Source organism: Kosakonia pseudosacchari, assembly GCF_015167415.1.
Classification (GTDB): domain Bacteria; phylum Pseudomonadota; class Gammaproteobacteria; order Enterobacterales; family Enterobacteriaceae; genus Kosakonia; species Kosakonia pseudosacchari.
In genome coordinates this window covers 414706-440432 of sequence record NZ_CP063425.1, presented here as the reverse complement: position 1 = coordinate 440432, position 25727 = coordinate 414706, and the positions used below count along the sequence as shown (strand labels likewise).

Sequence of the window (25727 nt, the reverse complement as noted above, 5' to 3'; positions counted from 1 at the left end):
CCATAATCAATGAGCTGGACGCATGTCGCCCGTGTGTAAACCTTATACTAAAAAGATGACCAAAAGAAAAATGCCGCCATCTCAGGCCGCACAAATTGGGGAAAATAGTGAAAAAAGGCGCGGTGCGAAGTGTAATAATCCGACGTCACAGAAAGGGGCAGTGATTACGCCACAAAAAGGCATATCAACCTCCTTAACAGGTGCTGCAGCCCATTCCATTAAAACCAAAGACAATGGCAGAACCATGACCTGATGCTGATCGCATCCGCAAATCGTGGTTTTAAGTTAAAAAAAAGAGCGGGCCGAAGCCCGCTCTTTTTGGTTGAACTCGCGCCAGGTTGCCCTGAACGCGCGTTCGGCAGCAATTACATCATGCCGCCCATACCGCCCATGCCGCCCATACCACCGGCAGCACCTAAGTCCGGCGCATCGCCTTTCGGCAGGTCGGTCACCATGCACTCGGTGGTGATCATCAGGCCAGCGACGGAGGCCGCGTACTGCAGAGCAGAACGGGTCACTTTAGTCGGATCCAGGATACCCATGTCGATCATGTTGCCGTACTCTTCGGTCGCCGCGTTGTAACCGTAGTTACCGTCGCCTGCTTTCACAGAGTTAGCGACGACAGACGGCTCTTCACCGCAGTTCAGCACGATCTGACGCAGCGGAGCTTCCATTGCGCGCAGCGCAACTTTGATACCCACGTTCTGATCTTCGTTCTGGCCTTTCAGCTCGGCAAGTTTGCTGGCTACGCGAATCAGCGCCACGCCACCGCCTGCTACCACGCCTTCTTCAACGGCAGCACGGGTCGCGTGCAGCGCATCTTCAACGCGGGCTTTTTTCTCTTTCATTTCAACTTCAGTTGCTGCGCCAACTTTGATAACGGCAACGCCGCCAGCCAGTTTCGCTACACGCTCCTGCAGTTTTTCACGGTCGTAATCAGAAGTGGCTTCTTCGATCTGCTGACGAATCTGCGTCACACGGCCCTGAATTGCCGCTTCTTCACCCACGCCATCAATGATGGTGGTGGTGTCTTTGTTGATCACAACGCGTTTAGCCTGGCCCAGATCTTCCAGAGTCGCTTTTTCCAGTTCCATACCGATTTCTTCAGAAATCACGGTACCACCGGTCAGGGTTGCGATGTCCTGCAGCATAGCTTTACGGCGGTCGCCGAAGCCAGGTGCTTTAACCGCAGCCACTTTCACGATGCCGCGCATGGTGTTCACCACCAGCGTTGCCAGTGCTTCGCCTTCCACATCTTCAGCGATGATCAGCAGCGGCTTGCCTGCTTTTGCAACGGCTTCCAGAACCGGCAGCATTTCGCGGATGTTGGAAACTTTTTTATCAGCCAGCAGGATGAACGGGCTTTCCAGTTCTACTGCGCCAGTTTCCGGCTTGTTGATGAAGTAAGGAGAGAGGTAACCGCGGTCAAACTGCATACCTTCAACCACGTCCAGTTCGTCCTGCAGACCGGTACCGTCTTCAACGGTGATCACGCCTTCTTTACCGACTTTGTCCATCGCCTCGGCGATCAGTTTACCTACCGTTTCGTCGGAGTTAGCGGAGATAGTACCAACCTGCGCAATCGCTTTAGAGTCAGAGCACGGAACGGACAGTGCTTTCAGCTCTTCAACCGCAGCAGCAACAGCTTTGTCGATACCACGTTTCAGATCCATCGGGTTCATGCCCGCAGCAACGGCTTTCAGGCCTTCGGTGATGATGGACTGCGCCAGTACGGTTGCAGTGGTGGTACCATCGCCCGCAGCGTCGTTCGCTTTGGAAGCGACTTCTTTCACCATCTGCGCCCCCATGTTTTCGAACTTATCTTCCAGTTCGATTTCACGTGCTACAGAAACACCATCTTTGGTGATGGTCGGTGCACCGAAAGATTTATCCAGAACCACGTTACGGCCTTTCGGACCGAGGGTAACTTTCACTGCATCTGCCAGAACATTCACGCCGCGCAGCATTTTTACACGAGCGTCATTACCGAATTTTACGTCTTTAGCTGCCATTTTCTTTATTCCTTAAATTCGTTCAGTTTCGTTCGCGCGCGCTGTTACGCTTCCACAATTGCCAGAATGTCGCTTTCGGACATGATCAGCACTTCTTCGTTGTCGATCTTCTCAGCCTTCACACCGTAACCATCGTTGAAAATCACGATATCACCCACTTTCACGTCCAGCGGTTGCACAGTACCGTTTTCCAGGATGCGGCCCTTACCGACAGCGATGATTTCGCCACGCGTTGATTTACCTGCCGCAGAACCGGTCAGAACGATACCGCCAGCAGATTTAGACTCAACTTCTTTACGTTTGACGATCACACGATCATGTAACGGACGAATACTCATTGATAGCTCTCCTTTGAGAAAGTCTTTATCAGTTATGGATGACGCCGGGCCACAAACGGTTATCCGGCTGGTGACCTGAGAGATGGGGTTGGCTTGTTCCCCCTTCAAGGGGGAACAACAAAAAAAATTTGCGAAAGTCTATCCGCGCATAAGCCACCATTGCTGACAGGGGCTGCGGCAACCATCAGCAAAACTGATTGTGATACCATCGACGCTCCCGACGATAAGCAGACAAAAGACAATGAGCGGATTAAAACAAGAGCTGGGGCTGGCTCAGGGCATTGGGTTACTTTCCACCTCCTTACTGGGCACCGGCGTGTTCGCCGTTCCGGCGCTGGCCGCACTGGCGGCGGGTAACAGCAGCCTGTGGGCATGGCCGTTACTGATTCTGCTCGTGTTCCCGGTCGCCATTGTTTTTGCCGCGCTGGGCCGCCACTTTCCCAGCGCGGGCGGTGTGGCATATTTCGTCGGGATGGCCTTCGGCGCGCGTCTTGAACGGGTAACGGGCTGGCTGTTTCTCTCAGTTATCCCGGTCGGATTGCCCGCCGCGCTGCACATTGCCGCGGGTTTCTGGCAAGGCATGTTTGGCTGGCAGGGGCCACAATTATTGATGACCGAGCTGGGTACGCTGGCGCTGATTTGGCTGCTCGGTACACGAGGCGCAGGTTCCAGCGCGAATCTGCAATCGATTATCGCCGGGCTGATCGTGGCGTTAATTGTGGCTATCTGGTGGCGCGGCGGCATTAGCTTCAACGATATTCCCTTTCCGCCGATCTCACAGGTACCCGTTTCGGCGATGTCGTCCTCGCTGGCGGTGATGTTCTGGTGTTTTGTTGGGCTTGAAGCCTTCGCCCATCTGGCCTCTGAATTCAAAAACCCCGAGCGGGATTTTCCTCGCGCACTGATGATTGGCCTGCTGCTGGCAGGCTCGGTTTACTGGGCGTGTACCGTGGTGGTGTTGCATTTCGATGTCTGGCGCGCCCAGGGGGCAGCGGCGTCGCTGCCGGTGATTGTCGTCGAGTTGTTTGGTAATCACGCGCTGTGGATTGCCTGCATTATTGGCTACCTGGCCTGTTTCGCCAGCCTGAATATCTATATCCAGAGTTTTGCCCGGCTGGTGTGGTCGCAGGCAGCGTACAAACCGGATAGCGCACTGGCGAAGCTCTCAAAACGCCAGTTGCCCTTGAATGCGCTGAACGCGGTAATCATCTGCTGCATGTTCTGCACGCTGGCGATTTACGCCTTCAACATTCATCTCGATACGCTGATCATCTACGCGAACGGCATTTTCATCATGATTTATCTGCTGTGCATGCTGGCGGGCTGCCGCTTGTTGCAAGGGCGATTTAAGGCACTGGCGGTACTCGGCAGTGCGTTATGTTTGCTGCTGTTGATCATTCCCGGCTGGAAGAGTCTTTACGCGGTTTTTATGCTGTTGGCATTGTGGCTGCTGCTGCCAAAACGGCGCACAACGTCGATGCATTCCACTCAGCCATAGCATAAAAAGAAGCCCGGCATCACCGGGCGTCAGAAATTAGCGATCGTCTTTATTATCCAGACGATCGCGCTGATCGTCTTTACGTTGATATTCGCCTTCAAAGGTCTGCCCATCTGAACCGCCTGCGCCAAAGCCGCCGCCCGGCATCCGCGAAAAACGCAAATGCGGCATCAGTTTCAGCGTCAGGTGCTTTTGCACTGGCGGCAGCAGTAACAGCAGACCGAGGAAGTCGGTAAAGAACCCCGGCAGCACCAGCAGCAGGCCAGCGATAATCAGCGAAACGCTTTTGATCATCTCCGCCGCCGGGCTTTCACCCGCCGCCATCTTTTGCTGCATCAGCAAGAAGTTCTTAAATCCCTGGTTGCGCACCAGCGACATGCCAATCACCGAGGTAAAGATCACCAGAATCAGTGTCATCAGTACGCCAAAAACATGCGCGACCTGAATAAAGATCGAGATCTCGATGTAAACGTATAAAAAGATTGCAATAAACGGTATCCAGCGCACTGGCTTCTCCTGTTGATGAACAGCCGCTCCAGAGCGTCTGTCGAAATGGGTTTGCAAATCGCATCCTGATCAGATGGTGGCAAATGCGGAAAATTCAATTTCGCGGCGGTTGTAAATTTTTGTCTGTTACGAAGCGGTGACTTATTTCACATATTATTAATTATGATGCATTCACTGGGATAATAAGTGATCCCGATTACGGCATTTCCTCTCCTTCAGCATATAATTTCAGTCATCCGGCCGATTAAGGGGATAATCGTCGGTCGAAAAAGACACATAACCACATTAATATTGTGTGTTTGGTGTATTCATTCGTAGCTTGAAAAAGAAGGTTCACATGTTAAACAACATTCGTATCGAAGAAGACTTGTTAGGTACCAGGGAAGTGCCAGCGGATGCCTATTACGGCGTGCATACTCTGAGAGCGATTGAAAACTTTTATATCAGCAACAGCAAAATCAGCGACATTCCTGAGTTTGTCCGTGGCATGGTGATGGTCAAAAAGGCGGCAGCGCTGGCGAACAAAGAGCTGCAAACCATCCCGAAAAGTATCGCCAACGCTATCGTTGCCGCATGTGATGAGGTCCTCAACAATGGCAAATGCATGGACCAGTTCCCGGTAGACGTCTATCAGGGCGGCGCGGGTACCTCCGTGAACATGAACACCAACGAAGTGCTGGCGAACATCGGTCTTGAGCTGATGGGCCATCAGAAAGGTGAATACCAGTTCCTTAACCCGAACGATCATGTCAATAAATGCCAGTCCACCAACGACGCCTACCCGACAGGGTTCCGCATCGCGGTGTACGCCTCCATTGTCAAACTGGTTGATGCCATCAAACAGCTCGGCGAAGGCTTCGAAAACAAAGCTGTAGAGTTCAAGGATATCCTGAAAATGGGCCGCACCCAGTTGCAGGACGCGGTGCCAATGACCCTGGGTCAGGAGTTCCACGCTTTCAACGTGCTGCTGAATGAAGAAACCAAAAACCTGCTGCGTACCGCCGAACTGCTGCTGGAAGTGAACCTTGGCGCAACGGCAATCGGTACGCGTCTCAACACCCCGGACGGCTATCAGCAACTGGCCGTGCAAAAACTGGCGGAAGTGAGCAACCTGCCGGTCGTCCCGGCGGAAGACCTGATTGAAGCAACCTCCGATTGCGGCGCCTACGTGATGGTGCACAGTTCGCTGAAACGCCTGGCGGTGAAACTGTCTAAAATCTGTAACGACTTGCGCCTGCTCTCCTCCGGGCCGCGCGCCGGGCTGAATGAAATCAACCTGCCGGAGTTGCAGGCGGGTTCGTCCATCATGCCAGCGAAAGTGAACCCGGTGGTTCCGGAAGTGGTGAACCAGGTGTGCTTTAAAGTGATCGGCAACGACACCACCGTCACCATGGCGTCCGAAGCGGGTCAGTTGCAGTTGAACGTGATGGAGCCGGTAATTGGCCAGGCGATGTTTGAGTCGGTGCATATCCTGACCAACGCCTGCTACAACCTGCTGGAAAAATGCATCAACGGCATTACCGCCAACAAAGCCGTATGTGAAGGCTACGTCTATAACTCCATTGGCATCGTCACCTACCTCAACCCGTTCATCGGCCACCACAACGGCGACATCGTTGGCAAGATTTGCGCCGAAACCGGTAAGAGCGTGCGTGAAGTGGTGCTGGAGCGCGGCCTGCTGACGGAAGCGGAGCTGGACGACATCTTCTCTGCGCAAAACCTGATGCACCCGGCTTATAAAGCGAAGCGTTACACCGATGAAAGCGAACAGTAATTCCGACGGTTAGAAAGACAAAAGGCACGTCCTGAGTGACGTGCCTTTTTCTTTTGGATGGTTACTAAAATATAACAATTCGATATCACTTAGTTAAACAAGGAAGCCAACTATGTTTGCTGCAGAGCTTGTCCTCGTCCTGATTGCTATCTACCTTGGCGCCAGATTAGGCAGCATCGGCATTGGTTTTGCCGGTGGCCTTGGTGTACTGGTTCTCACCCTGTTCTTTCAAATCAAACCAGGGGCGATCCCCTTCGATGTCATAGAAATTATTATGGCGGTCATCGCCGCGATTGCCGCCATGCAGGTAGCGGGTGGTATGGATTACCTGGTGAGCCTGGCGGAAAAAATGCTGCGCCGCCATCCGAAGTACATCACCTTTCTCGCGCCGCTGGTCACCTGGTTTATGACCATTCTCGCCGGTACCGGACACACTGCGTTTTCCACGCTACCGGTAATAACCGAAGTGGCGAAAGAGCAAGGTATTCGCCCGTCGCGTCCGTTGTCGATTGCTGTCGTCGCATCGCAAATTGCTATCACCGCCTCGCCCATCTCCGCTGCGGTAGTCTTTTTTGCTGGCATCCTTGAGCCGCTTGGCGTCAGCTACCTGACGCTGCTGGCGATCTGTATTCCGGTAACGCTGATTGCCGTCATGTTGACGGCGGTGGTCTGTAACTTCCTCGGCTGCGAGCTGAAAGATGATCCGGTCTATCAGGAGCGCCTGGCAAAAGGCGAAGTGAAGTTACGCGGCAGTCAGGTTTTTGAATTAAAACCTCATGCTAAACGTTCAGTACTGCTGTTCCTGATTGGTATTGTCGCCGTGATGCTTTACGCCACCGCCATCAGCCCGACCGTTGGATTAATCACCAACCCGGTGCTGCCGCGTAACGAAGCGATTGTGGTGTTTATGCTGACCATCGCCACGCTGATTTGCCTGACCTGCAAAATCGACACTGGCGAAATCCTGAATGCCAGTACCTTCAAATCCGGTATGAGCGCCTGTATTTGTGTGCTCGGCGTGGCGTGGCTCGGTGACACCTTCGTTAAGCATCATATTGAAGATATCCAGATGGTGGCGGGCGATCTGCTGCACAGTTATCCGTGGCTGCTGGCGGTAGTGCTGTTCTTCGCCGCCACGCTGCTTTATTCACAAGCCGCGACCACCAAAGCGCTGATGCCTGCTGCGCTGCTGCTCGGCGTCACCCCGCTGACGGCAATTGCGTCGTTTGCCGCCGTTTCCGCGCTGTTTGTACTGCCAACTTACCCAACCCTGCTGGCGGCAGTGGAGATGGATGACACCGGCTCAACGCGCATCGGCAAGTTTGTCTTTAACCATGCGTTCCTCGTTCCCGGCGTGATCGCCATCGCCCTGTGCGTCATACTGGGCTTTATCTTCGGCGGTATCTTGTTGTAAAGGTCTTAAAATCGGGTCGCCCGGCGGCCCGATCCTCTCACTTCGCGTGGTATAGTCGTTGCTTTCGCGCTTACGAGGTTGACGATGAACACGCCTGACGCCGTTGTTGTACTCTGCACCGCCCCGGATGAAGCCACCGCCCAGGATCTGGCGGCCAAAGTGCTGGCAGATAAACTCGCTGCCTGTGTCACTATTTTGCCGGGCGCGACTTCGCTCTATTACTGGGAAGGCAAACTCGAACAAGAGTATGAAGTGCAACTGCTGCTCAAAACCGACGTCGCACATCTGGAAGATCTCTTCGCCAGCATCAAAGCGCACCATCCTTACCAGACCCCGGAATTACTGGCTTTACCCGTCACCCACGGAGATTACGATTACCTCACATGGCTCAACGCATCTTTACGCTGATCCTGCTGCTGTGCAGCACAACCGCCTTTGCAGGCTTATTCGACGCGCCCGGTCGCTCCAGTTTTGTACCTGCCGACCAGGCGTTTACCTTTGATTTTCAGCAGCATCAGCATGATTTAACGCTCAACTGGCAGGTGAAAGAGGGTTACTACCTTTATCGCCAGCAAATTCGCGTCACCCCGGCGCAAGCAACCCTTGGCGCGTTAACGCTGCCAAAAGGGGAGATGCATGAAGACGAGTTCTACGGCAAAACAGAAATCTACCGCCAGCGCCTGAACCTGCCGCTCGATATCCACGCGGCGGCAAAAGGCGCGACGCTGACCGTCACTTACCAGGGCTGCGCCGATGCCGGGTTCTGTTACCCGCCGGAAACCAAAGTGGTGCCGCTGATGGAAGTCGCGGCGGCAACGACACAGGCACCGGTAAATGCACCGCCAGCCGCAACGCAGGAAACCACCGCAAACCAGCTTCCCTTCTCTGCACTGTGGGCACTGTTGATCGGTATTGGTATCGCGTTTACGCCGTGTATGCTGCCAATGTACCCGCTGATTTCCGGCATTGTGCTTGGCGGCAAACAGCGCCTTGCCACGCCGCGCGCGCTGCTGCTGGCGTTTGTCTACGTGCAAGGGATGGCGCTCACTTATACGGCGCTGGGTCTGGTAGTCGCAGCGGCGGGTTTATCATTCCAGGCGGCGCTGCAACACCCGTACGTGCTGGTTGGCTTGTCAGCGCTGTTCACGCTGCTGGCGCTGTCGATGTTTGGCCTGTTTACCTTACAGCTTCCTTCTGCGCTGCAAACCCGCTTAACCCTGTGGAGCAATCGCCAGCAGGGCGGCTCCGTGGGCGGGGTGTTTGCCATGGGCGCGATAGCCGGGTTGATTTGTTCGCCCTGCACCACCGCGCCGTTAAGCGCCATTCTGCTCTATATTGCGCAAAGCGGTAATCTGTGGCTCGGCGGCGGCACGCTCTATCTTTACGCACTCGGCATGGGCCTGCCGCTGATCCTCGTGACCGTCTTTGGCAACCGGCTGCTGCCAAAAAGCGGGCCGTGGATGGAGCAGGTCAAAACCGCTTTTGGCTTTGTGATCCTCGCCCTGCCAGTCTTTTTGCTGGAGCGTGTACTCGGTGACGCGTGGGGGCTGCGGCTGTGGTCACTGCTCGGCGTGGCATTTTTCGGCTGGGCGTTTATCACTAGCCTTGGCGCGAAGCGGAGATTTATTCGCGTGCTGCAAATCGCACTGCTCGGCGCGGCGCTGGTCTGCGCACGTCCGTTACAGGATTGGGCGTTTGGCGTCCCCACCGCGCAAACGCACTCGCCGCTGGCGTTCACGTCCATTTCGACCGTCGACGATCTGAACCAGGCGCTGGCGCAGGCCAATGGTCGACCGGTCATGTTAGATCTCTACGCCGACTGGTGCGTGGCCTGTAAAGAGTTTGAGAAGTACACCTTTAGCGACGCCCGCGTGCAGGCGGCGCTGAAAGATACCGTGTTATTGCAGGCCAACGTAACGGCCAACAACGCGCAGGACGCCGCGCTGCTGCGCCAGCTCAATGTGCTGGGTCTGCCAACGATTCTGTTTTTCGACGCGCAAGGCCATGAGCAACCGGCTGCCCGGGTGACCGGGTTTATGGACGCCGCCGCGTTCGCCGCGCATTTGCGCAATCGCGCCCCGTAAACAACACTTGGTGGGGGAATGAGCTTCAGATAACGGAGGATATCACCGTGCAACGCGAAGACGTTTTGAGTCAAACTTTGCAATTACTTGAATTAAGAGGGATTGCGGACACCACTCTTGAAATGGTTGCCGAGCGCATCGACTATCCCATCGATGAGTTCCGCCGTTTCTGGCCAGACAAAGAGGCGCTACTGTATGACGCGCTGCGTTATCTCAGCCAGCAGGTGGATGTCTGGCGCAGGCAACTGCTGTTAGACGAAACGCTCAGCAATGAGCAAAAATTGCTGGCACGCTACGGCGCGCTCACGGAGTGCGTGAGCAATAACCGCTATCCGGGTTGCTTGTTTATTGCCGCCTGCACCTTCTTCTCGGATCCGGCGCACCCCATCCATCAACTGGCGGCTCAGCAAAAGCGCGACGCCCATGACTTCTCGCATCAACTGCTGACGCAGCTTGAAGTGGACGATCCGGCGATGGTGGCGAAACAGATGGAATTGGTGCTGGAAGGTTGCCTGAGCCAGATGATGGTTAACCGCAGCCAGGCCGATGTCGACACCGCCCAACGGCTGGCAGAAGATATTCTGCGTTTTGCCCGCTGCCGCCAGGGCGGCGCGCTGACCTAAGCGCCCAGAAATCCCGCCCAGGCTGAGAACAACAGGCACAGTGCCATCACTCGCTGAAACCAGAGCAGCGAGGTGGTGGTGCGAAACAGCCGGTTGACCGCCTTGCCGAGCAGCGTCCACGCGCTCAGGCACAGCAGTGAAATCAGCAAAAACCACAGCGACAGTAACGACACCTCGCGCAACGGATGCGCGCCGTGTGGGGCAAAGAGGCTTACCACCGCCAGCGCCATCATCCAGGTTTTCGGGTTTATCAATTGCAACAACGCCGCCGCACGGCCGCTAAACGGTCGCTGCGCTTCGCCCTGCAAATCGGCGGCGGGCGCGGTAAATAATTGCCAGCTCAGCCAGCTTAACCACAACGCCCCCGCCCAGCTCATCACCTCACGCACCAGCGGATAGCTGCGCAGCACTTCGCCCGCTCCCGCACCGGAAATAAATACAATCAGGCTGGCCGCCACGCAGGCGCTCACCACCGCAGGCAACGTCGCTTTGATGCCAAAGCGCTGGCTGCTGGTCAGGATCAAAATGTTGGTTGGGCCAGGCGTAATCGACGCCACAAAGGCGAAGAGTAAAAACGGCAGATAGCTATAAAACAGGTTCACAGGCAGGCTCCTTATTTAATGAGCCTTAGACTGTCGCGTTATTTGCCGTCGTCGTCTGGAAGATTTGTGCACAGCCTGCGGTAGTGCGCGGGCGAAAGGCGATACGCGCGCTGGAACCAGCGTCCCAGATGGCTTTGATCGGCAAACCCCAGCGCGGCGGCGACATCGGCTGGCGTCTCCCCTTTCGCCAGTTGCGAACGTGCGGTGGCCAGCCGCAGTTGGATCAGCCAGGCGTGCGGGCTTAAGTGGAACTCGCGTTTAAAGCAGCGTGTCAGCGTAAAACGGTCGGTTCCCGTTTCCCGTGCCAGATCCGAAAGGCCAACGTTATCGCCAATGTGCGCATGCAGATAATCACGCGCACGGTGTGCAATGGCTGTGCTTTGCAATTGCGACGGCAGCCGTTTGCGCCACTGGCAGTGGTGCGTAAGCTGGCTGAGCAGCCCATCCATGGCGCTTTGCTGGACGATGCGCATCTCTTCGCTGTGCAGTGCGTAAAAGGTGTTCGCAATCGCGCGAATCAGTTGCGGTTCCCTGGCGATAGTGTGGGAAAAATGCAGTGAATAACTGGACGGCACCGATTCATACAGGCCGCGTAACGTGTCGCTGAGCCAGCGATCATCAAGGTAAAAGGTCAGATAAGTAAAACCGCCTTCGACCGGTGCGTCGCCGTCATGAATTTCGCCCGGTTCCAGCAGAAAGGCATCGCCCGGCGTACTGCGATGGCGCTCCCGCCGGCAGTGAAACTGCTGAGTACCGGAAAGCGTAATGCCCACCAGGTAGCTGTCGTGCCAGTGCGGATCGTACGCGTGCCCTTCAAAATGGGCGCGGATGGTTTCAATTCCCGTGTCCGCGTGTTGCCGCAGTTCCAGCCAGTCTTTCGCCATATCGCCTCCAAAGTGACACCGGAAATCAGCATTCATCTCCTTAAGGTAAAAGTCTGGAAGATTTGTGCAAGGGTCGATTTGTGCCGCGCAATTGCGCAGATTGCCGTAAAGTTGAGCAACTGGATAGAATTGAAGGAAATAAAGTTGACGCCTTAATACGATTAAGGTTTAATGCGCCCCGTTGCCCGGATAGCTCAGTCGGTAGAGCAGGGGATTGAAAATCCCCGTGTCCTTGGTTCGATTCCGAGTCCGGGCACCACTTATTCAGAGAACCCGCCCAAAAGGCGGGTTTTTGCTTTTTAGTGTCCCAGTAGATTTCTCATCGAGCAGTTCGGAGCGAGATGCATTTAACGTAATGACATGCAACAGACTGCATGACTGTAGGTGACCCTGACCCAAAATCAGTGCAGTGCTAAATCAGAGATCTTGGTCTTTCCGGAGACTTCGGATAAATTCAGCCGGAGTCATGTTATTTAATGATGAATGCGTTCTCTCATGATTATATTCCCTGCGCCAGTTTTCGAGTTTGTCCTGCGCATCTTCCAGTGACAAAAACCAGTGAATGTTCAGGCATTCGTCCCGCAGACTGCCATTAAATGACTCAATAAACGGGTTATCTGTTGGTTTTACGGGGCGGGAGAAGTCCATCGTAACTCCGTGCTCATAAGCCTATTTATCCAGGCTTTTCGAGATAAACTCGCTGCCGTTATCTGTCTGAATGCGAGCCGGCAGACGGTTATCCAGCACCCGAAGTGCTTCCATGACACTGACCACATCGTCACCTTTCAGCGATTTTCCGGCATGGATCGCCAGACATTCCCGACTAAAATTATCCACTACAGTCAGTGCCCGGAATCGCCGCCCGTTAAACAGATTATCCGACACAAAATCCATACTCCAGCACTGGTCGACATGCGTCAGAGACGGACGCTGCTGACGGCGTGCTGCACTGACATGCCTGCGGGGCCGCTTTCTGCGCAGGTTCAGTCCTTCCAGACAATAAATACGGTGGGTTTTCTTGTGGTTAACAGGCCAGCCTTCCCGACGTAACTGGATATGAATGCGTGGACAACCGTAGCGTATCCGGGTTTCTGCTATTTCCCTGATACGCAGGGTTATCGCCCGATCGTCACGCCGGCTCAGCCAGTGGTAAACAGTTCTGCTCTGCATCAGCAGCCCGCAACCCCGCCGGACGCTGATACGGTAAGCCTCCAGCAGGAAATGCACCGCCTGGCGCTTCTGAGCCGGCCTCAGAACTTTTGCTTCAGCACCTCCTGAAGCACCTCCTTATCCAGACTCAGGTCAGCCACTAGTTTCTTCAGCCGCTGATTTTCATCCTCCAGTTGCCGCAGACGCCGCAGTTCCGTCACCCCCTAACCGGCAAATTTCTTTTTCCAGTTGTAAAAGGTGGCCTCAGAAATGCCCATCTTTCTGCAGACTTCCCCGACGCGGGTGCCGGTTTCGGACTGTTTCAGCGCAAATGCAATCTGTTCTTCGGTATAACGGGTCTTTTTCATGGCGATGTGCCTCCCGGCGACATGGAAGAAAGAGCGGAGCCTTCAGTTTAGACTGGCACTGTTTTCAGGGAGGAGATCAGATAATGTGGACAATGCAATATTATACATCAACACACCAAGATTGACGGATATGACGCTGAAGTGGTCGATGGCTTAAAATACGCCTGTGTATGAACTTTATATAAATCACCCGCATTGCAGTAATACATGTGTCTCAACATACTCCCCAACAGAGTTAATATATTCATCAATATCTGTACAGGAATTGACTTTACTATTCCTTATCCCTATAATTTAATACCTTTAACATAAATAATTTCTCATATTGGATTTGAGAATTAAAAACTAAATTTGGAAACAGATGAAAAATGATTGATGCGCCTATTACAACAAAAGGATCTGATGATAAGGGTTTGGTTTTTTTAACAATATACTTTTCATCTGCGATATGGTCCGGATATTCCTTACTGGCATTTCCATTTTTATCCCCATTGAAGTTGATAGTTTACATTATTATTTTCAGTGCCATAATCTGGTTATTCACATACGTGAATTCGAACAAATCACATAAAATTATCCTTAGTCGCCATAATATTTATTACTCTCTTATATTAACATTCTTTTCTCTATTTACAACTGCCAGCTTCGAACCGGGCATGCAGGTATATGCCAGATTTACGCCATGGATTGATGCAGACTTATTGAATACGTGGCATCAGGATACTGCATTTCATACTGCTTTAATTAGAAGCATTATTAATTGGGGATACCCGAGTGTTGGTTTAGACGGACATCCATTAACAACCTATCATTTACTTAGTCATTATATAGATGCAGCTCTTATTTCAATATCCGGAATAGATGCTTATGATGGATATGGTTTTATGGTGTATACAAAGGCCTTAATGCTTAGTCTAACTTGCATATCTTTTGTTTCATCTCTCTCGAAAAATAGAAATTTTACTTTATGGGGCTCCATAATATTCACCCCCGCATTTATAGGTACTTGGCACGCCATCGGTTCCCATGCCCTATGGGCTACAAGTTTTCTGCTAATCATGATTTCGCTGAAAACATATGCGATCTTATTAAAAGAAAAAACCAATATTTTTGACTATTTATTTTTAACTTTTGTCGCCATTTTGCTGTGTGCTGGTAAACTATCTACTGGCTTTGCGTTTATTTGCATTTATTACTCCGTCTTGTTTCTGAAGGACTCCAGAAGCTTAAGGTTTTATATTTCCTGCATTAGCTTGTTGATTTTTCTATTTTTTTATCAGAAATTTTTCAATTACTCTTATGGAATAAACAGCACTATTAACTTCAGCAATATAAATTTTAAGAGCTTTTCAACTTTCATAGCAGAAGATAATAAATATAAAAATTCATTTATAGTATTTTCAGTTGTATATTTTGGTATTTATTTATTAAGTAAAAAAAAGATTGCTATGCAAATGCTATTTTCCACCCTGACAACCATATTCACCATTTATATCATAACTAATATTTTTAGTGGTTTTGGCTATAGTGATAAATATTATTTCGCACAAGGATATTTCTCTGTAATGATAGTTATCGCATTTATGTTGTGTAGCAATTATTATAATAACTTCGCCTTACAATCACCAGAAAAAAATATTGAATCAAAAAAATTATTAGGAACACTTACAGTACTCTCATCTTTATTTATAACTTCATTTTTTTTCTTACCTATATCAACCATTCAAAAGTTAACGCCTGGTAATTTGAATAAAATATTAACTACGGCACTAATTAGTCCATACAAAACAATATCAAACATTTCAGAAAATAAATATAATCTATTTCACGAGCCCAAGAAAGAAGAATACTCGACATTAAAAGAGAGCGGTGAAATTTATAACTTTTATACTCAAATTAAGAAATACATGGATGATAATAAAATAGAAAAAAAAGATGTTGCTATCTTTATTCCTCGCGATACTGCAGAGAAAGAATTTATTTCAAAAATAAATGCAGGACAGAAAAAATTCTACGCTATGAATCTCTATGCCATGACCGGTATCCAAATGATACATTCAATACAAGAAAAAGCACTTGGTTATGGTTTTAAGAATTATGATAGTAATTCAATCATGACGAACAGTGTGGTTTATTCTGATGAGTGCAAACGACTGAAATTGGCTGTCATTTTTGAACTCATACAAACTGAAAAGCTGCATGTTGTACCCCATAAATGTGGATAACTTCTGGCAGTGGAAAAGGTAGATAAAATAGAGGCTTACAACCAATCGTGACAATGGAGCGAAAAAACTGCCCCATGCATCTCGTACAGAATGCAGCGAGTTATTGGGAACATGCATATTTAACTCGCTGAATTTGCAATCGCATTATTGATTTGAGTTTTTTGGAGGGTATCATACCGCAAGAACGCAACTCCAGTTCTTACATGTTGTTACAAAAGCACAGTGCACGGGTAGCTGAAGAGCCTGGGGCGGTAGCGTGGTTTCTTGATACATACCTATTTGATCCCTATATCGACTATTTCCATACAAGAGCACTAAAAAGGAATCCATTTCCTCATATCTAAAGTCAAATCACATCTAAAGATAACGTCTATTGAGGTAAATCATCATGAGTGATAAAAAAAATATTAATGTGCCATTTTTCAGTACTTCACGAGTCAACTCAAAATTTGATTTATCCAGTATTGCTCAGCAAGTTATAGACTCTTATTGGTATATTCTTGGGAATGAAGTCAATGAGTTTGAAAAGGAATTCGCTGATTATTTAAATATAAAACATTGCATTTCTGTCGCGAATGGAACAGATGCGTTAACTATTGCGCTAAAGACTGTTGGCGTAAGCAGGGGTGATAAAGTTATCACTACAGCAAATGCAGGGTTTTATAGTAGTACCGCTATATATGCCGTAGACGCAGAACCAATTTATGTAGATATTGATACTGAGTCATTAACAATGAGTTTTGCCGATTTTGTTGCCGCCTTGGACTGTCAACCCAAAGCTGTGATTGTTACTCATTTATATGGAAAATTATCTCCAGCCATAAAAGAAATTGCAGCACTGGCAAAGGAAAAGGGAATAAAAGTTATTGAGGATTGTGCTCAAGCCCATGGAGCAAAAAATAATAACCGTCATGCTGGAACATTTGGGGATGTAGCTTGCTTTAGCTTTTATCCGACCAAAAATCTCGGCGCACTTGGAGATGGTGGAGCAATTGTAACATCTCATGATGAATTTGCTGTTAATGCAAGACATTTACGTCAGTATGGATGGACAGAAAAATATCATGTTACCGTTAAAGATGGTCAAAATAGCCGCCTGGATGAATTGCAGGCGGCTTTTTTAAGAGCAAAGCTACCATTTCTTGACGAATCAAACGAAGAAAGACGACAAATTGCGCAACGTTATAATAGTGAGTTCAGTAAGTTACCGCTTGTGCTGCCTGCTTTAATAGATGAAGGTTATGTTGCACATTTGTATGTTATCCAATCGGAACAGAGGGATGAGCTAGCCATTTACTTAAAAAATAATGGCGTAAGTTGCGACATACACTATCCAGTACCTGACCATCTGCAGTCGGCCTATAACTATCGAAATCCAATAAAGTTGACAAGGACCGAAAGAGTTTGTGAGAAAATTATATCATTGCCTTGCTATCAGGGAATGGATGAAACACACATTGATAAAGTAATCAGTACAGTCTGTGATTTTTTTAGAAGAGGGTAATGCCTTGTTATCATTGATTATACCAGTTTATTTAAATGCAGGTTCTCTCCCGGAGTTATTACATTCTATTAGTAATATAGATAATGCCCTTGAAGAAGAGCTGGAAGTTGTTTTTGTTGTCGATGGCAGTCCGGATAACTCTTATCAAATATTAAAAAAATCACTTGCCGATAAGCAATTTAAGTCACAACTAATACTCCTGTCCCGTAATTTTGGCTCATTTATCGCCACACGAACTGGTCTTCAGTTAAGTACAGGCGAACGTTTCGCAGTCATGGCAGCAGATCTACAAGAGCCGCCTGAACTTGTGTTAGAAATGAATAAAAAACTTCTTACTGAAGATCTGGATGTTGTTGTTGGTGTCAGAGAATCACGAGCCGATCCTTTGTTATCAAAACTATCTTCCAAAATTTTTTGGTGGGTTTATAAAAAGTATGTTATCCCCGAAATGCCAACAGGCGGAGTTGATATGTTTGCCTGTAATAAACAATTCAGAGACGTTCTTCTTACTCTGGAGGAAAGACATAGTTCGTTAATTTCACAATTATTCTGGATTGGATTTAATCGGGGAGTTGTTTCGTATAAGCGAAGGAAAAGACAACACGGGAAATCAGCATGGACACTACGAAAAAAAATAACTTATTTAATGGATAGCGTGTTTTCTTTTACTGACCTTCCGATTAGATTACTGGTTAGAACTGGGGCTATAGGAACTATTTTAGCTGGGCTATATGGCATATTTGTTTTAATTTCCAGAATACTTGGAGTTATTACACTACCCGGTTATTCTATGACAATCTTTACTATATTATTTTTTTCAAGCCTAAATTTACTTGGCATTGGAATTATAGGATCGTATGCGTGGCGAACTTATGAAAATACAAAGAATCGTCCAATCTCTATTCCTATGAAAATTGATCATTTTAGAGGAAAACATGTCCGATAAGAAATATTTTGTTCATGAAAAAGGAATCTGTGAATCGAATAACATTGGAGAAAACACTCGAATCTGGGCGTTTACCCATGTATTACCTGGCGCACAAATTGGCAGTGAATGTAATATAAGTGATAATGTCTTTATTGAAAATGACGTTATCATTGCGAATCGGGTGACACTGAAATGCGGTGTCCAGATATGGGATGGTATTACTATCGAAGATGATGTATTTATAGGACCTAATGTTACATTTGCTAGCGCTAAATTTCCGCGCAGCAAAATATATCCCGAGCAATTCGTGCGTACAACTATTAAAAAAGGCGCATCGCTGGGTGCAAATTCTACTGTCCTTCATGGAATTACGATAGGCTCAAATGCGATGATAGGTGCAGGTGCTGTAGTGACTCGTTCAGTACCGCCAAACGCCATTGTCATCGGTAGCCCAGCCAAAATTGTTGGTTATGTTGACACCGTTTCAACCAAAGATGCTAAAAAAGAAAATACACTGGTTAACCAAGAGGTCATAGAGACTGCGGTACATGGCGTCACGCTTCATAATCTTCCTGTCGTAACAGATATGCGAGGTTGCCTTTCCGTTGGTGAGTTCTCTCGTTCTATTCCTTTCGAGGCCAAACGCTACTTCATTGTTTACGATGTACCGACAAAAGAAACCCGAGGAGAGCATGCTCACCATGAGTGTCATCAATTCTTGATCGCAATAAAAGGCATTATTCATGTTGTAGCCGATGATGGAATCAATCGCCAAGAATTTGTTCTTAATGCCCCCAATATAGGTATCTACCTCCCTCCTAAAACCTGGGGCATTCAATATCGTTATTCATCTGATGCAATCCTATTGGCTTTCGCCTCGGATTATTATGATGCAAAAGACTACATCCGAGATTATGATGAATTTATTGCTGTCAAAAGGCTAAACTAGTTGATGATCATTTAATGATTGTGAAAAATAACTCCTTTTTCCGATTCCTTCTGTCTGGCGGGATAAATACTGCATTTACATATGCTATTTATTTAATTTTACTTCACTTTGTTAACTATAAGGTAAGTTACAGTATCGCTTATATATCAGGGGTGCTTTTATCTTTTATTCTTAATCGTTTTTTTGTCTTTGCTACGCATAAGGGAATAAAATCGATTGTTCTTTACCCCTTTGTTTATGTATTCCAGTACTGTTTTGGGCTATTTATAGTTTGGCTCTGGGTTTCTGTGCTTAAGCTGGCTTCTGAAATAGCCCCTATAGTATCTATAATTTTGACTATTCCCTTAACATTCATTCTTTCTCGATTTATTTTTGTCGGAAGAAAATAATACTCACTGACATATATATTGATTTAAGTTCAAGGCTGTGTTATCAGGATTATACATCCACGATGCCGCTAGTTTTATTCCGCATATTTCACTTTTATTTTATGAACCCGTCCTAAAGGCGGGTTCTTTGCTTTTAAAGATACGGACCATCCCTCGAATCGCGTAGAACTATTCAATACAAGTGGTTTATAGGGTTACGTAGCGGATTGAATTTTATTTTCATTGATCGCATGATTCGTTCAACAATATCACATATAAATTACTGGAGATTCGCTGATGCACTCATCGTATCTCAGTAATGACCTGACACTATTATCTCCCCAGCTAGCAAGCACCAAGAAAACTGGTTAACCGACTGTAACTAGACCATTTTTGCTCCATACAGCTTTAGAGTTTTCCGGATTTTCGGCCAGTACTTCGTAATGTCCCGTACCTCACGCGGTGTTCTGAATAGGTAAAAAGAGAATGTCCGTACGGCGTGTCCGGTTAAAACACTCTATAGAAGCATTCTGTGCCGGCTTTCCCTGCCTGATAAATCCAGAACCATTCCATGTTCTTTTGCATATGAAACAGATTCTGTGATGCCAGTTCCGGGCAATTATCCATCCACATTTTTAGTAGATAACAGCGCTTTTCCATTATTTTGTCCGACACTCTTAAAACTCACTGTGCGGCATATTCAAATTAAACTCAATCGTCAAGCCTCATGGCTAAAGTTATTCATCATACTGAAGGCCCGGAAATCTCTGATAGACAGCAATGCATAATGCCGACCTCGTTTTGGTTAAGTGCCCGCGGAATCGCCAATGATTCAGGATTACGTACCGCATACAAAGTTTTCCCTTACGTGGAAAATTCAGTTTCAGCAGATAGTAAATCCGGTTAACTTGTTTTTGGTTCCAGACATGTCTCTACATTCACAATACTTCTTAAAGCCGTATCGCGGATAACACTCAACGGCTTCAGTCAGTGTCCGGTGCACCGGTTCGTCGCGCCTGGTATCCTGCTAATAAAATACACGGTCCTGCTCAGCGACTGTGTTCCGCAAGACTAGTGTATATTCATTGAAAGACCTCTTTCAAATAGCTGATAAGGCCACTTTTTATCGTGGGTTCGAAAGTTTTTCCCAATGACGTCTTTTAACGCACGATTTTCCAGGCTCAGGTCGGCAAGCATCTGTTTGAGTTATAGTTTTTCGTCTTCCACATCTTTTGTCTTTTTAATATCAACTAATTCCAGCTCACCATATTTTGGTTTCCAGTTGTCGTACGAGGCTTCAGAGATCCCGAGCTCAAGGAAGTCATATTTGACGGCGCGTCCGGCTTCAATAGACTTCAGAATGGCGATAATATGATACTAGGCAAATCGAGCTTTACACATGGCGCTCTCTTTAACCGACATAATCAGGGTGTCGGAAGATCGGTGAAAGTGAATGGTCCCGTAAAGTAGTGTGCTTACCGTAAGACTAACTTAATGCAAGTCACAGGGATAAGCCTCTGAATCCTGTCAAAGCGAGGCGTGCTGTGGACGCCATATTTTTATGATTTGCGCCACATTGTTCCACTGAAAATCGCAGCGCCTTGTTTTTCCATGCCATCACGCCGATAGTGTCTCTTTTGCCGAAACGGACATTCAAATGGTTAAAAGCGTAAATCGCACTTCGCTATATACAGCGGCATTGGTGCTGTTACTGATCCTGATTTATACCGGTTGGTTTGCCAAAGACCGGGTGACCTGGCTGATGGAAGTGGTGCCGGTAATGATTGTCGTGCCGTTGTTGCTCGTGACCTGGCAGCGTTATCCGCTGACATCGCTGCTGTATGTGCTGATCTTTTTCCACGCCATCATTCTGATGGTCGGCGGCATGTATACCTACGCGAAAGTGCCGATCGGTTTTGATGTGCAACAGCTCTTTGGGCTAAGCCGTAATCCCTATGACAAACTCGGCCACTTCTTTCAGGGGCTGGTGCCCGCGCTTGCGGCCAGAGAAATACTGCTACGCGGGCAGTATGTGCGGGGCGGGAAGATGCTCGACTTTGTCGTCTGCTGTATTGCACTGGCGATTAGCGCCACCTATGAACTCATTGAGTGGTGGGCAGCGCTGGCGATGGGTCAGGGCGCCGACGAGTTTCTCGGCACCCAGGGCGATCCGTGGGATACCCAGTCGGATATGTTCTGCGCCCTGCTCGGCGCGCTGACCACGGTGCTGGTTCTGGGGCGCTGGCACAAACGCCAGCTCAACGTGTAAGACAAAGCGCGGCGAAGACTGGAGCCAACGGTATTCGCCGCCTATACTCCGGTGATCCCTCCCAACGTCCACACACTTATGACTACGCAACTCCTCACCCGAGACTGGCGCTTGCCCGCCGCCGTTGCCCTGCTGGCGGTGGTGCTGGCTGCGGCCTTCGCTTTACATGCCCACTGGGCCGCCTTTTTGCAATGGTGCCTGGCAACGCAAATCACCCTGCACCGCTATCTGGTGATGTATTTGCTGCAACTGAATAACCACCAGTACAGCGGCGGCTTATGGCTGCTGACCGGCGCTTTCTTTTATGGCGTACTGCACGCGATTGGCCCCGGCCACGGCAAGTTTATTGTTACCACCTGGCTTAGCACCAACAACGAAAGCCAGACCGCGACGCGTGTCATTCCCGTGCTGGGCAGCCTGATGCAAGGCGTAAGCGCTATTCTGTTCGTCTTTATTCTGGCGGTCGGTTTCAACCTCGCATCCGGCGATCTCAGTGAAAGCCGCTGGTACGTTGAGAAAATAAGCGCGGTAATGATTGGCGGTTTTGGGGCGTTTGTTGTCTGGAACGCGCTGAAAAGCCTGAAGCCGCGCAAACTGACCATCCACTCGCTTACGCCCGCCCATCAGCATGATGATCTGTGTGGCTGCGGCCACCACGGCGTTGGCGTTAGCACACAAGGTGACTGGAAAACGCGTCTCGGCGTGATCCTCGCTATCGGTGCACGGCCGTGCAGCGGCGCAATCATGATTTTGCTCTTCGCCAACGCACTGGGCATCGTGAGTTGGGGTATTGCGGCGGTGATGACCATGGCGGTCGGCACGGCACTGTCGATCGCCGGATTGTCGCTGGCGGTACGCTATGCGCGCAACAGCACGGCGGCGTTTTTTGGCGGTGAGGCAAGCACGTTACACCGGTTGGTTCCGGTGCTTAAAATCGCCGGTGGCGTGGCGCTGATGCTGTTCGCGCTGGTGCTGTTTTTAACGGTCATTCCGGTGAGTGCGAACGGGGATTATATAGCGGCGGGATGTTAAAAAAGCCCGGATGGCGATGCCATCCGGGATGGGTATTACTCGTTTATTTTTGGATGTTGCTGCACCAGGCGCGCACGTTTTTCCTGCAACTGCGCGATCTCTTCATCGATGTCTTCGATTTTCTGCTCAATATTATCGTGATGTTCCTGCAAGATTTCCCGCGCTTCCTGCAGATCCGACGCCGCCGGGGTCGCCCCTTTCAGCGGTAGGTTCGCCGTCTCTTTCATCGTCAGGCCGGTAATCAGGCCAACCACCGCAACCACCATCAAGTAATAGGCAGGCATCAGCAGGTTGGCTGAGCTTTCCACCAGCCAGGCCGTCAGCGTCGGCGTCAGACCGGCAATCAGGATAGAGATGTTAAACGCGCTCGCCAGCGCACTGTAACGAATATGCGTCGGGAACATCGCGGGCAGCGTCGAGGCCATTACACCGGTAAAGCAGTTCAGCACCACCGCCAGCATCAACAGACCCGCGAAAATCAGGCCAATGATGTTGCTGTTAATCATAATGAAGGCCGGGATAGCCAGCACAAACAGCGCAATACTGCCCAGAATGACAAACGGACGGCGGCCAAAGCGGTCACTCAACAGCCCCATTACCGGCTGCACAAACAACATACCAATCATGATGGCAATGATGATCAGCACGCCGTGGTCTTCGGAATAGTGCAGGTTATGCGACAGGTAGCTTGGCATGTAGGTCAGCAGCATGTAGTAGGTCACGTTGGTGGAAATCACCAGACCAATACAGGCCAGCAGGCTGCGCCAGTGTTTAGTTGCAATCTCTTTAAACGAGACTTTCGGCCCATCCTGCAGCCCCTGACGATCGCCCTGCTCCAGTTTGTCGACGTGCTGCTGGAACGCCGGCGTCTCTTCCAGCGCGTGGCGCAGATAGAGACCAATTAACCCCAGCGGCAGCGCCAGGAAGAACGGGATACGCCAGCCCCAGTCGAGGAAGTTCTCTTCACCGACAATGGTAGAGAGCAGAACGACTACGCCCGCGCCGAGCACAAAACCGGCGATGGAACCAAAATCCAGCCAGCTGCCCATAAAGCCGCGTTTTCGGTCCGGCGAGTATTCGGCGACAAAGATCGATGCCCCGGTATATTCGCCGCCCACCGAAAAGCCCTGCGCCATCTTACACAGCAGCAGTAAAATCGGCGCCCAGATACCAATGGTGGCATACGACGGAATCAGACCAATACAGAAGGTACTGACGGACATGATCACTATCGTTATCGCGAGGATTTTTTGCCGACCGTATTTATCGCCTAACATGCCGAAGAACAGGCCGCCTAACGGACGAATCAAGAACGGAACGGAGAAGGTCCCAAGCGCGGCAATCATCTGCACGCTGGGGTTTGCATCGGGGAAGAACACCTTACCAAGGGCGTAGGCCACAAAGCCATAAACGCCGAAATCAAACCACTCCATGGCGTTGCCTAATGATGCGGCGGTAATCGCTTTACGCAATTTGGCATCATCAATAATGGTCACATCACGCAAGGTGATGGGTTTAATTTTTTTCCTTTTTAGCATGCATCTATTCCTCTTTAGACTTTCGCCCTGAACCGCCCGGCGTACTCTCCCTGCCGGACGTTTTAAATGGCTTTTCAGCCTTCCTGTTCAAGCGTAGCAGGTTTACTTACACGGACTGTTTAAAGCCTGTACAACCGAACCTGTTGACGCCTGCCGGGCAGTGAATGACCTTTTTACCCTAACAGGGTTTAAAAATGTGATCAAATTCACATAGTTTTCCCCCGCAATAATCCCTCTCACAGTTTTAACGCTTTTTCTCTCCTCGGGAATAAGAAACATCTAATGCGCAGCAGGCGGAAAAAACACCGGTAATCACTCTCGTGATTATTACCTTCCTTGCCATCTTCCCCATATATTTCTTCACAACTCATTTACAGCAAAAATAAATAAACAAATATCAGATTATCTTTACGCAAAATATGTGATCGGAGTAACTAAAACATTGTTTCATTCTTATTGAATAGATATTCCATTGATCGGATGATAACGACATAAACCCGCACAATGGCGCAACACAACGTCTTTTGATGCGGCGACCAGCGGCAATCGATAGCGAATGCCCTGCCTGAGAAATTCTTTAATGGATTGAAATTACGCACTTTTAATTTTTAGCTTTCCTCGTTCATGGTGAATGACGAGCAGTGAGGATTTATTATGAAAATCAAGGCCACGATAGAACGCATTCCTGGCGGGATGATGCTGGTTCCGCTGCTGTTAGGCGCAATTTTGAATACGCTGGCGCCGGATACCGGTGCTTATTTCGGTTCATTCACCAAAGGGATGATTACTGGCACGGTACCCATTCTTGCCGTGTGGTTTTTTTGTATCGGCGCATCCATTGATTTACGTGCTACCGGTACTGTTTTACGTAAATCCGGCACATTGGTACTCACCAAAATCGCTGTCGCCTGGGTAGTTGCCATGATCGCCGCGTCGTTTATTCCGGATACCGGCATCCAGACTGGATTCTTCGCCGGGCTTTCCGTGCTGGCGCTGGTGTCAGCGATGGATATGACCAACGGTGGTTTGTACGCGAGCCTGATGAACCAGTACGGCAGTAAAGAGGAGTCCGGTGCATTTGTGTTGATGTCGCTGGAATCCGGCCCGCTGATGACCATGGTGATCCTCGGCTCCGCCGGTCTGGCCTCGTTTGAACCACACCATTTTGTGGGCGCCGTGCTGCCGTTCCTGATTGGTTTCGCGCTGGGTAACCTCGATCACGATTTGCGCGCTTTCTTCAGTAAAGCAACGCCGGTGCTGATCCCGTTCTTCGGTTTCGCGCTGGGTAACACCATCAACCTGAGCGTTATCATGCAAACCGGCCTGCTGGGCATCTTCCTTGGCGTCGCGGTGATTATTATTACCGGTATTCCGTTGATTATCGCCGACCGCGTCATCGGTGGCGGCAACGGAACGGCAGGTGTCGCTGCCTCATCTGCAGCGGGCGCGGCGGTGGCGAACCCGGTGATTATCGCGCAGATTAACCCGGCGTTCGAACCGGTTGCCGCATCCGCAACCGCACTGGTCGCCGCGAGTGTAATCGTGACGGCCATTCTGGTGCCGATTATCACCGCGCTGTATGCGAAACGCTTCGGTGATGTGCCGCAAGCGAAAGAGGAAGCAGAGAACCCCGTCGAGTCGACAGGACACTAAACGATTTT

Annotated in this window: 20 protein-coding genes, 1 tRNA gene and 2 pseudogenes; 15 read left to right on the top strand and 8 right to left on the bottom strand. The window is 49.5% G+C overall.

The annotated features are described in order from the left end of the window. Positions 1-365 precede the first annotated feature (365 nt). Together groL and IP581_RS01985 are read right to left on the bottom strand one after the other, a co-directional pair. Positions 366-2012 (bottom strand): chaperonin GroEL, encoded by a 1647-nt coding sequence (groL, locus tag IP581_RS01990; RefSeq protein WP_193821635.1) that lies wholly within the window; start codon positions 2010-2012, stop codon positions 366-368. Positions 2013-2056: 44 nt separating this feature from the next. Further along, positions 2057-2350 (bottom strand): co-chaperone GroES, encoded by a 294-nt coding sequence (locus IP581_RS01985; RefSeq protein ID WP_007372708.1) that lies wholly within the window; start codon positions 2348-2350, stop codon positions 2057-2059. 241 nt (positions 2351-2591) lie between these two features. Here IP581_RS01985 and yjeH point away from each other — a divergent pair, with 241 nt between their 5' ends. Continuing rightward, positions 2592-3848 carry an L-methionine/branched-chain amino acid transporter gene (gene yjeH / locus IP581_RS01980; protein ID WP_193821634.1) on the top strand — a complete coding sequence of 419 codons (1257 nt, stop codon included), beginning with the start codon at positions 2592-2594 and terminating at the stop codon, positions 3846-3848. Between the two features lie 36 nt (positions 3849-3884). Here yjeH and IP581_RS01975 read toward each other — a convergent pair whose 3' ends face one another. Continuing rightward, a complete protein-coding gene (locus tag IP581_RS01975; protein ID WP_017459199.1) occupies positions 3885-4355 on the bottom strand; it encodes an FxsA family protein in 471 nt (156 codons plus the stop codon). Positions 4356-4692: 337 nt separating this feature from the next. On the opposite strand from IP581_RS01975, the gene aspA reads away from it, so the two are divergent. The 5 genes from aspA to IP581_RS01950 all read left to right on the top strand — a co-directional run bounded on the left by aspA (position 4693) and on the right by IP581_RS01950 (position 10250). After that, on the top strand, positions 4693-6129 hold the full coding sequence (gene aspA / locus IP581_RS01970; protein WP_020456206.1) for an aspartate ammonia-lyase: 1437 nt from the start codon (positions 4693-4695) through the stop codon (positions 6127-6129). A 112-nt stretch (positions 6130-6241) separates the two neighbouring features. Continuing rightward, positions 6242-7543, top strand: coding sequence for an anaerobic C4-dicarboxylate transporter (locus IP581_RS01965; RefSeq protein ID WP_097401617.1), 1302 nt, complete (start codon positions 6242-6244; stop codon positions 7541-7543). Between the two features lie 84 nt (positions 7544-7627). Next, positions 7628-7951 (top strand): divalent cation tolerance protein CutA, encoded by a 324-nt coding sequence (cutA, locus tag IP581_RS01960; RefSeq protein WP_086873015.1) that lies wholly within the window; start codon positions 7628-7630, stop codon positions 7949-7951. Then, the gene (locus IP581_RS01955) at positions 7927-9627 is read left to right on the top strand and encodes a protein-disulfide reductase DsbD (RefSeq protein ID WP_193821633.1); all 1701 of its coding nucleotides are present in this window, start codon (positions 7927-7929) and stop codon (positions 9625-9627) included. Before cutA ends, IP581_RS01955 begins: the two co-directional genes overlap by 25 nt. 47 nt (positions 9628-9674) lie before the next feature. Beyond that, positions 9675-10250: a transcriptional regulator gene (locus IP581_RS01950; RefSeq protein ID WP_193821632.1), complete on the top strand. Its 576-nt coding sequence runs from the start codon at positions 9675-9677 to the stop codon at positions 10248-10250. Here the strand turns inward: IP581_RS01950 and IP581_RS01945 are convergent. Then, on the bottom strand, positions 10247-10852 hold the full coding sequence (locus IP581_RS01945; RefSeq protein WP_193821631.1) for a LysE family translocator: 606 nt from the start codon (positions 10850-10852) through the stop codon (positions 10247-10249). The genes IP581_RS01950 and IP581_RS01945 overlap by 4 nt on opposite strands. 38 nt (positions 10853-10890) lie before the next feature. Then, positions 10891-11736 carry an AraC family transcriptional regulator gene (locus IP581_RS01940; RefSeq protein WP_193821630.1) on the bottom strand — a complete coding sequence of 282 codons (846 nt, stop codon included), beginning with the start codon at positions 11734-11736 and terminating at the stop codon, positions 10891-10893. A 183-nt stretch (positions 11737-11919) separates the two neighbouring features. Here IP581_RS01940 and IP581_RS01935 point away from each other — a divergent pair. Further along, positions 11920-11995: transfer RNA gene (locus IP581_RS01935), tRNA-Phe, on the top strand. A 158-nt stretch (positions 11996-12153) separates the two neighbouring features. On the opposite strand, the pseudogene IP581_RS01930 reads toward IP581_RS01935, so the two are convergent. Then, positions 12154-13253, bottom strand: a pseudogene (locus IP581_RS01930) (IS3 family transposase). Positions 13254-13909: 656 nt separating this feature from the next. Between IP581_RS01930 and IP581_RS01925 the strand changes: the two are divergent. The 5 genes from IP581_RS01925 (at position 13910) to IP581_RS24075 (ending at position 19248) form a co-directional block, all read left to right on the top strand. Next, the gene (locus IP581_RS01925) at positions 13910-15478 is read left to right on the top strand and encodes a hypothetical protein (RefSeq protein WP_193821629.1); all 1569 of its coding nucleotides are present in this window, start codon (positions 13910-13912) and stop codon (positions 15476-15478) included. 388 nt (positions 15479-15866) lie between these two features. Beyond that, positions 15867-16982, top strand: coding sequence for a DegT/DnrJ/EryC1/StrS family aminotransferase (locus IP581_RS01920; protein ID WP_193821628.1), 1116 nt, complete (start codon positions 15867-15869; stop codon positions 16980-16982). Continuing rightward, positions 16960-17928: a glycosyltransferase family 2 protein gene (locus IP581_RS01915; protein WP_228007806.1), complete on the top strand. Its 969-nt coding sequence runs from the start codon at positions 16960-16962 to the stop codon at positions 17926-17928. Before IP581_RS01920 ends, IP581_RS01915 begins: the two co-directional genes overlap by 23 nt. Further along, entirely contained in the window at positions 17918-18859 is a 942-nt protein-coding gene (locus IP581_RS24025; protein WP_193821627.1) for a WxcM-like domain-containing protein, read from the top strand. The genes IP581_RS01915 and IP581_RS24025 overlap by 11 nt, the downstream gene beginning before the upstream one ends. Positions 18860-18873: 14 nt before the next feature. Continuing rightward, the gene (locus tag IP581_RS24075; RefSeq protein ID WP_193821626.1) at positions 18874-19248 is read left to right on the top strand and encodes a GtrA family protein; all 375 of its coding nucleotides are present in this window, start codon (positions 18874-18876) and stop codon (positions 19246-19248) included. A gap of 1067 nt (positions 19249-20315) precedes the next feature. Here IP581_RS24075 and IP581_RS24070 read toward each other — a convergent pair. Next, positions 20316-20598 (bottom strand): annotated as a pseudogene (locus IP581_RS24070) (transposase); the annotation flags it as partial. Between the two features lie 286 nt (positions 20599-20884). On the opposite strand from IP581_RS24070, the gene IP581_RS01900 reads away from it, so the two are divergent. Further along, positions 20885-21496: a DUF2238 domain-containing protein gene (locus IP581_RS01900; protein WP_193821625.1), complete on the top strand. Its 612-nt coding sequence runs from the start codon at positions 20885-20887 to the stop codon at positions 21494-21496. Between the two features lie 78 nt (positions 21497-21574). Further along, positions 21575-22528, top strand: coding sequence for a nickel/cobalt transporter (locus tag IP581_RS01895; protein ID WP_097401621.1), 954 nt, complete (start codon positions 21575-21577; stop codon positions 22526-22528). Between the two features lie 35 nt (positions 22529-22563). On the opposite strand, the gene proP is transcribed toward IP581_RS01895, so the two are convergent. Beyond that, complete coding sequence (gene proP / locus IP581_RS01890; RefSeq protein WP_086873021.1) at positions 22564-24066, bottom strand: glycine betaine/L-proline transporter ProP; 1503 nt, start codon at positions 24064-24066, stop codon at positions 22564-22566. Positions 24067-24720: 654 nt separating this feature from the next. Here proP and kdgT point away from each other — a divergent pair. Further along, complete coding sequence (kdgT, locus tag IP581_RS01885; RefSeq protein WP_086873022.1) at positions 24721-25719, top strand: 2-keto-3-deoxygluconate transporter; 999 nt, start codon at positions 24721-24723, stop codon at positions 25717-25719. Positions 25720-25727: the final 8 nt, after the last annotated feature.

Excerpts from the sequence above, each read along its gene's own strand:
- groL (WP_193821635.1), bottom strand. The coding sequence starts at position 2,012 with ATGGCAGCTAAAGACGTAAAATTCGGTAATGACGCTCGTGTAAAAATG.
- IP581_RS01985 (WP_007372708.1), bottom strand. The coding sequence starts at position 2,350 with ATGAGTATTCGTCCGTTACATGATCGTGTGATCGTCAAACGTAAAGAA.
- yjeH (WP_193821634.1), top strand. The coding sequence starts at position 2,592 with ATGAGCGGATTAAAACAAGAGCTGGGGCTGGCTCAGGGCATTGGGTTA.
- aspA (WP_020456206.1), top strand. The coding sequence starts at position 4,693 with ATGTTAAACAACATTCGTATCGAAGAAGACTTGTTAGGTACCAGGGAA.
- IP581_RS01965 (WP_097401617.1), top strand. The coding sequence starts at position 6,242 with ATGTTTGCTGCAGAGCTTGTCCTCGTCCTGATTGCTATCTACCTTGGC.
- cutA (WP_086873015.1), top strand. The coding sequence starts at position 7,628 with ATGAACACGCCTGACGCCGTTGTTGTACTCTGCACCGCCCCGGATGAA.
- IP581_RS01955 (WP_193821633.1), top strand. The coding sequence starts at position 7,927 with ATGGCTCAACGCATCTTTACGCTGATCCTGCTGCTGTGCAGCACAACC.
- IP581_RS01940 (WP_193821630.1), bottom strand. The coding sequence starts at position 11,736 with ATGGCGAAAGACTGGCTGGAACTGCGGCAACACGCGGACACGGGAATT.
- IP581_RS01925 (WP_193821629.1), top strand. The coding sequence starts at position 13,910 with ATGCAGGTATATGCCAGATTTACGCCATGGATTGATGCAGACTTATTG.
- IP581_RS01920 (WP_193821628.1), top strand. The coding sequence starts at position 15,867 with ATGAGTGATAAAAAAAATATTAATGTGCCATTTTTCAGTACTTCACGA.
- IP581_RS24025 (WP_193821627.1), top strand. The coding sequence starts at position 17,918 with ATGTCCGATAAGAAATATTTTGTTCATGAAAAAGGAATCTGTGAATCG.
- IP581_RS24075 (WP_193821626.1), top strand. The coding sequence starts at position 18,874 with ATGATTGTGAAAAATAACTCCTTTTTCCGATTCCTTCTGTCTGGCGGG.
- IP581_RS01900 (WP_193821625.1), top strand. The coding sequence starts at position 20,885 with ATGGTTAAAAGCGTAAATCGCACTTCGCTATATACAGCGGCATTGGTG.
- IP581_RS01895 (WP_097401621.1), top strand. The coding sequence starts at position 21,575 with ATGACTACGCAACTCCTCACCCGAGACTGGCGCTTGCCCGCCGCCGTT.
- proP (WP_086873021.1), bottom strand. The coding sequence starts at position 24,066 with ATGCTAAAAAGGAAAAAAATTAAACCCATCACCTTGCGTGATGTGACC.
- kdgT (WP_086873022.1), top strand. The coding sequence starts at position 24,721 with ATGAAAATCAAGGCCACGATAGAACGCATTCCTGGCGGGATGATGCTG.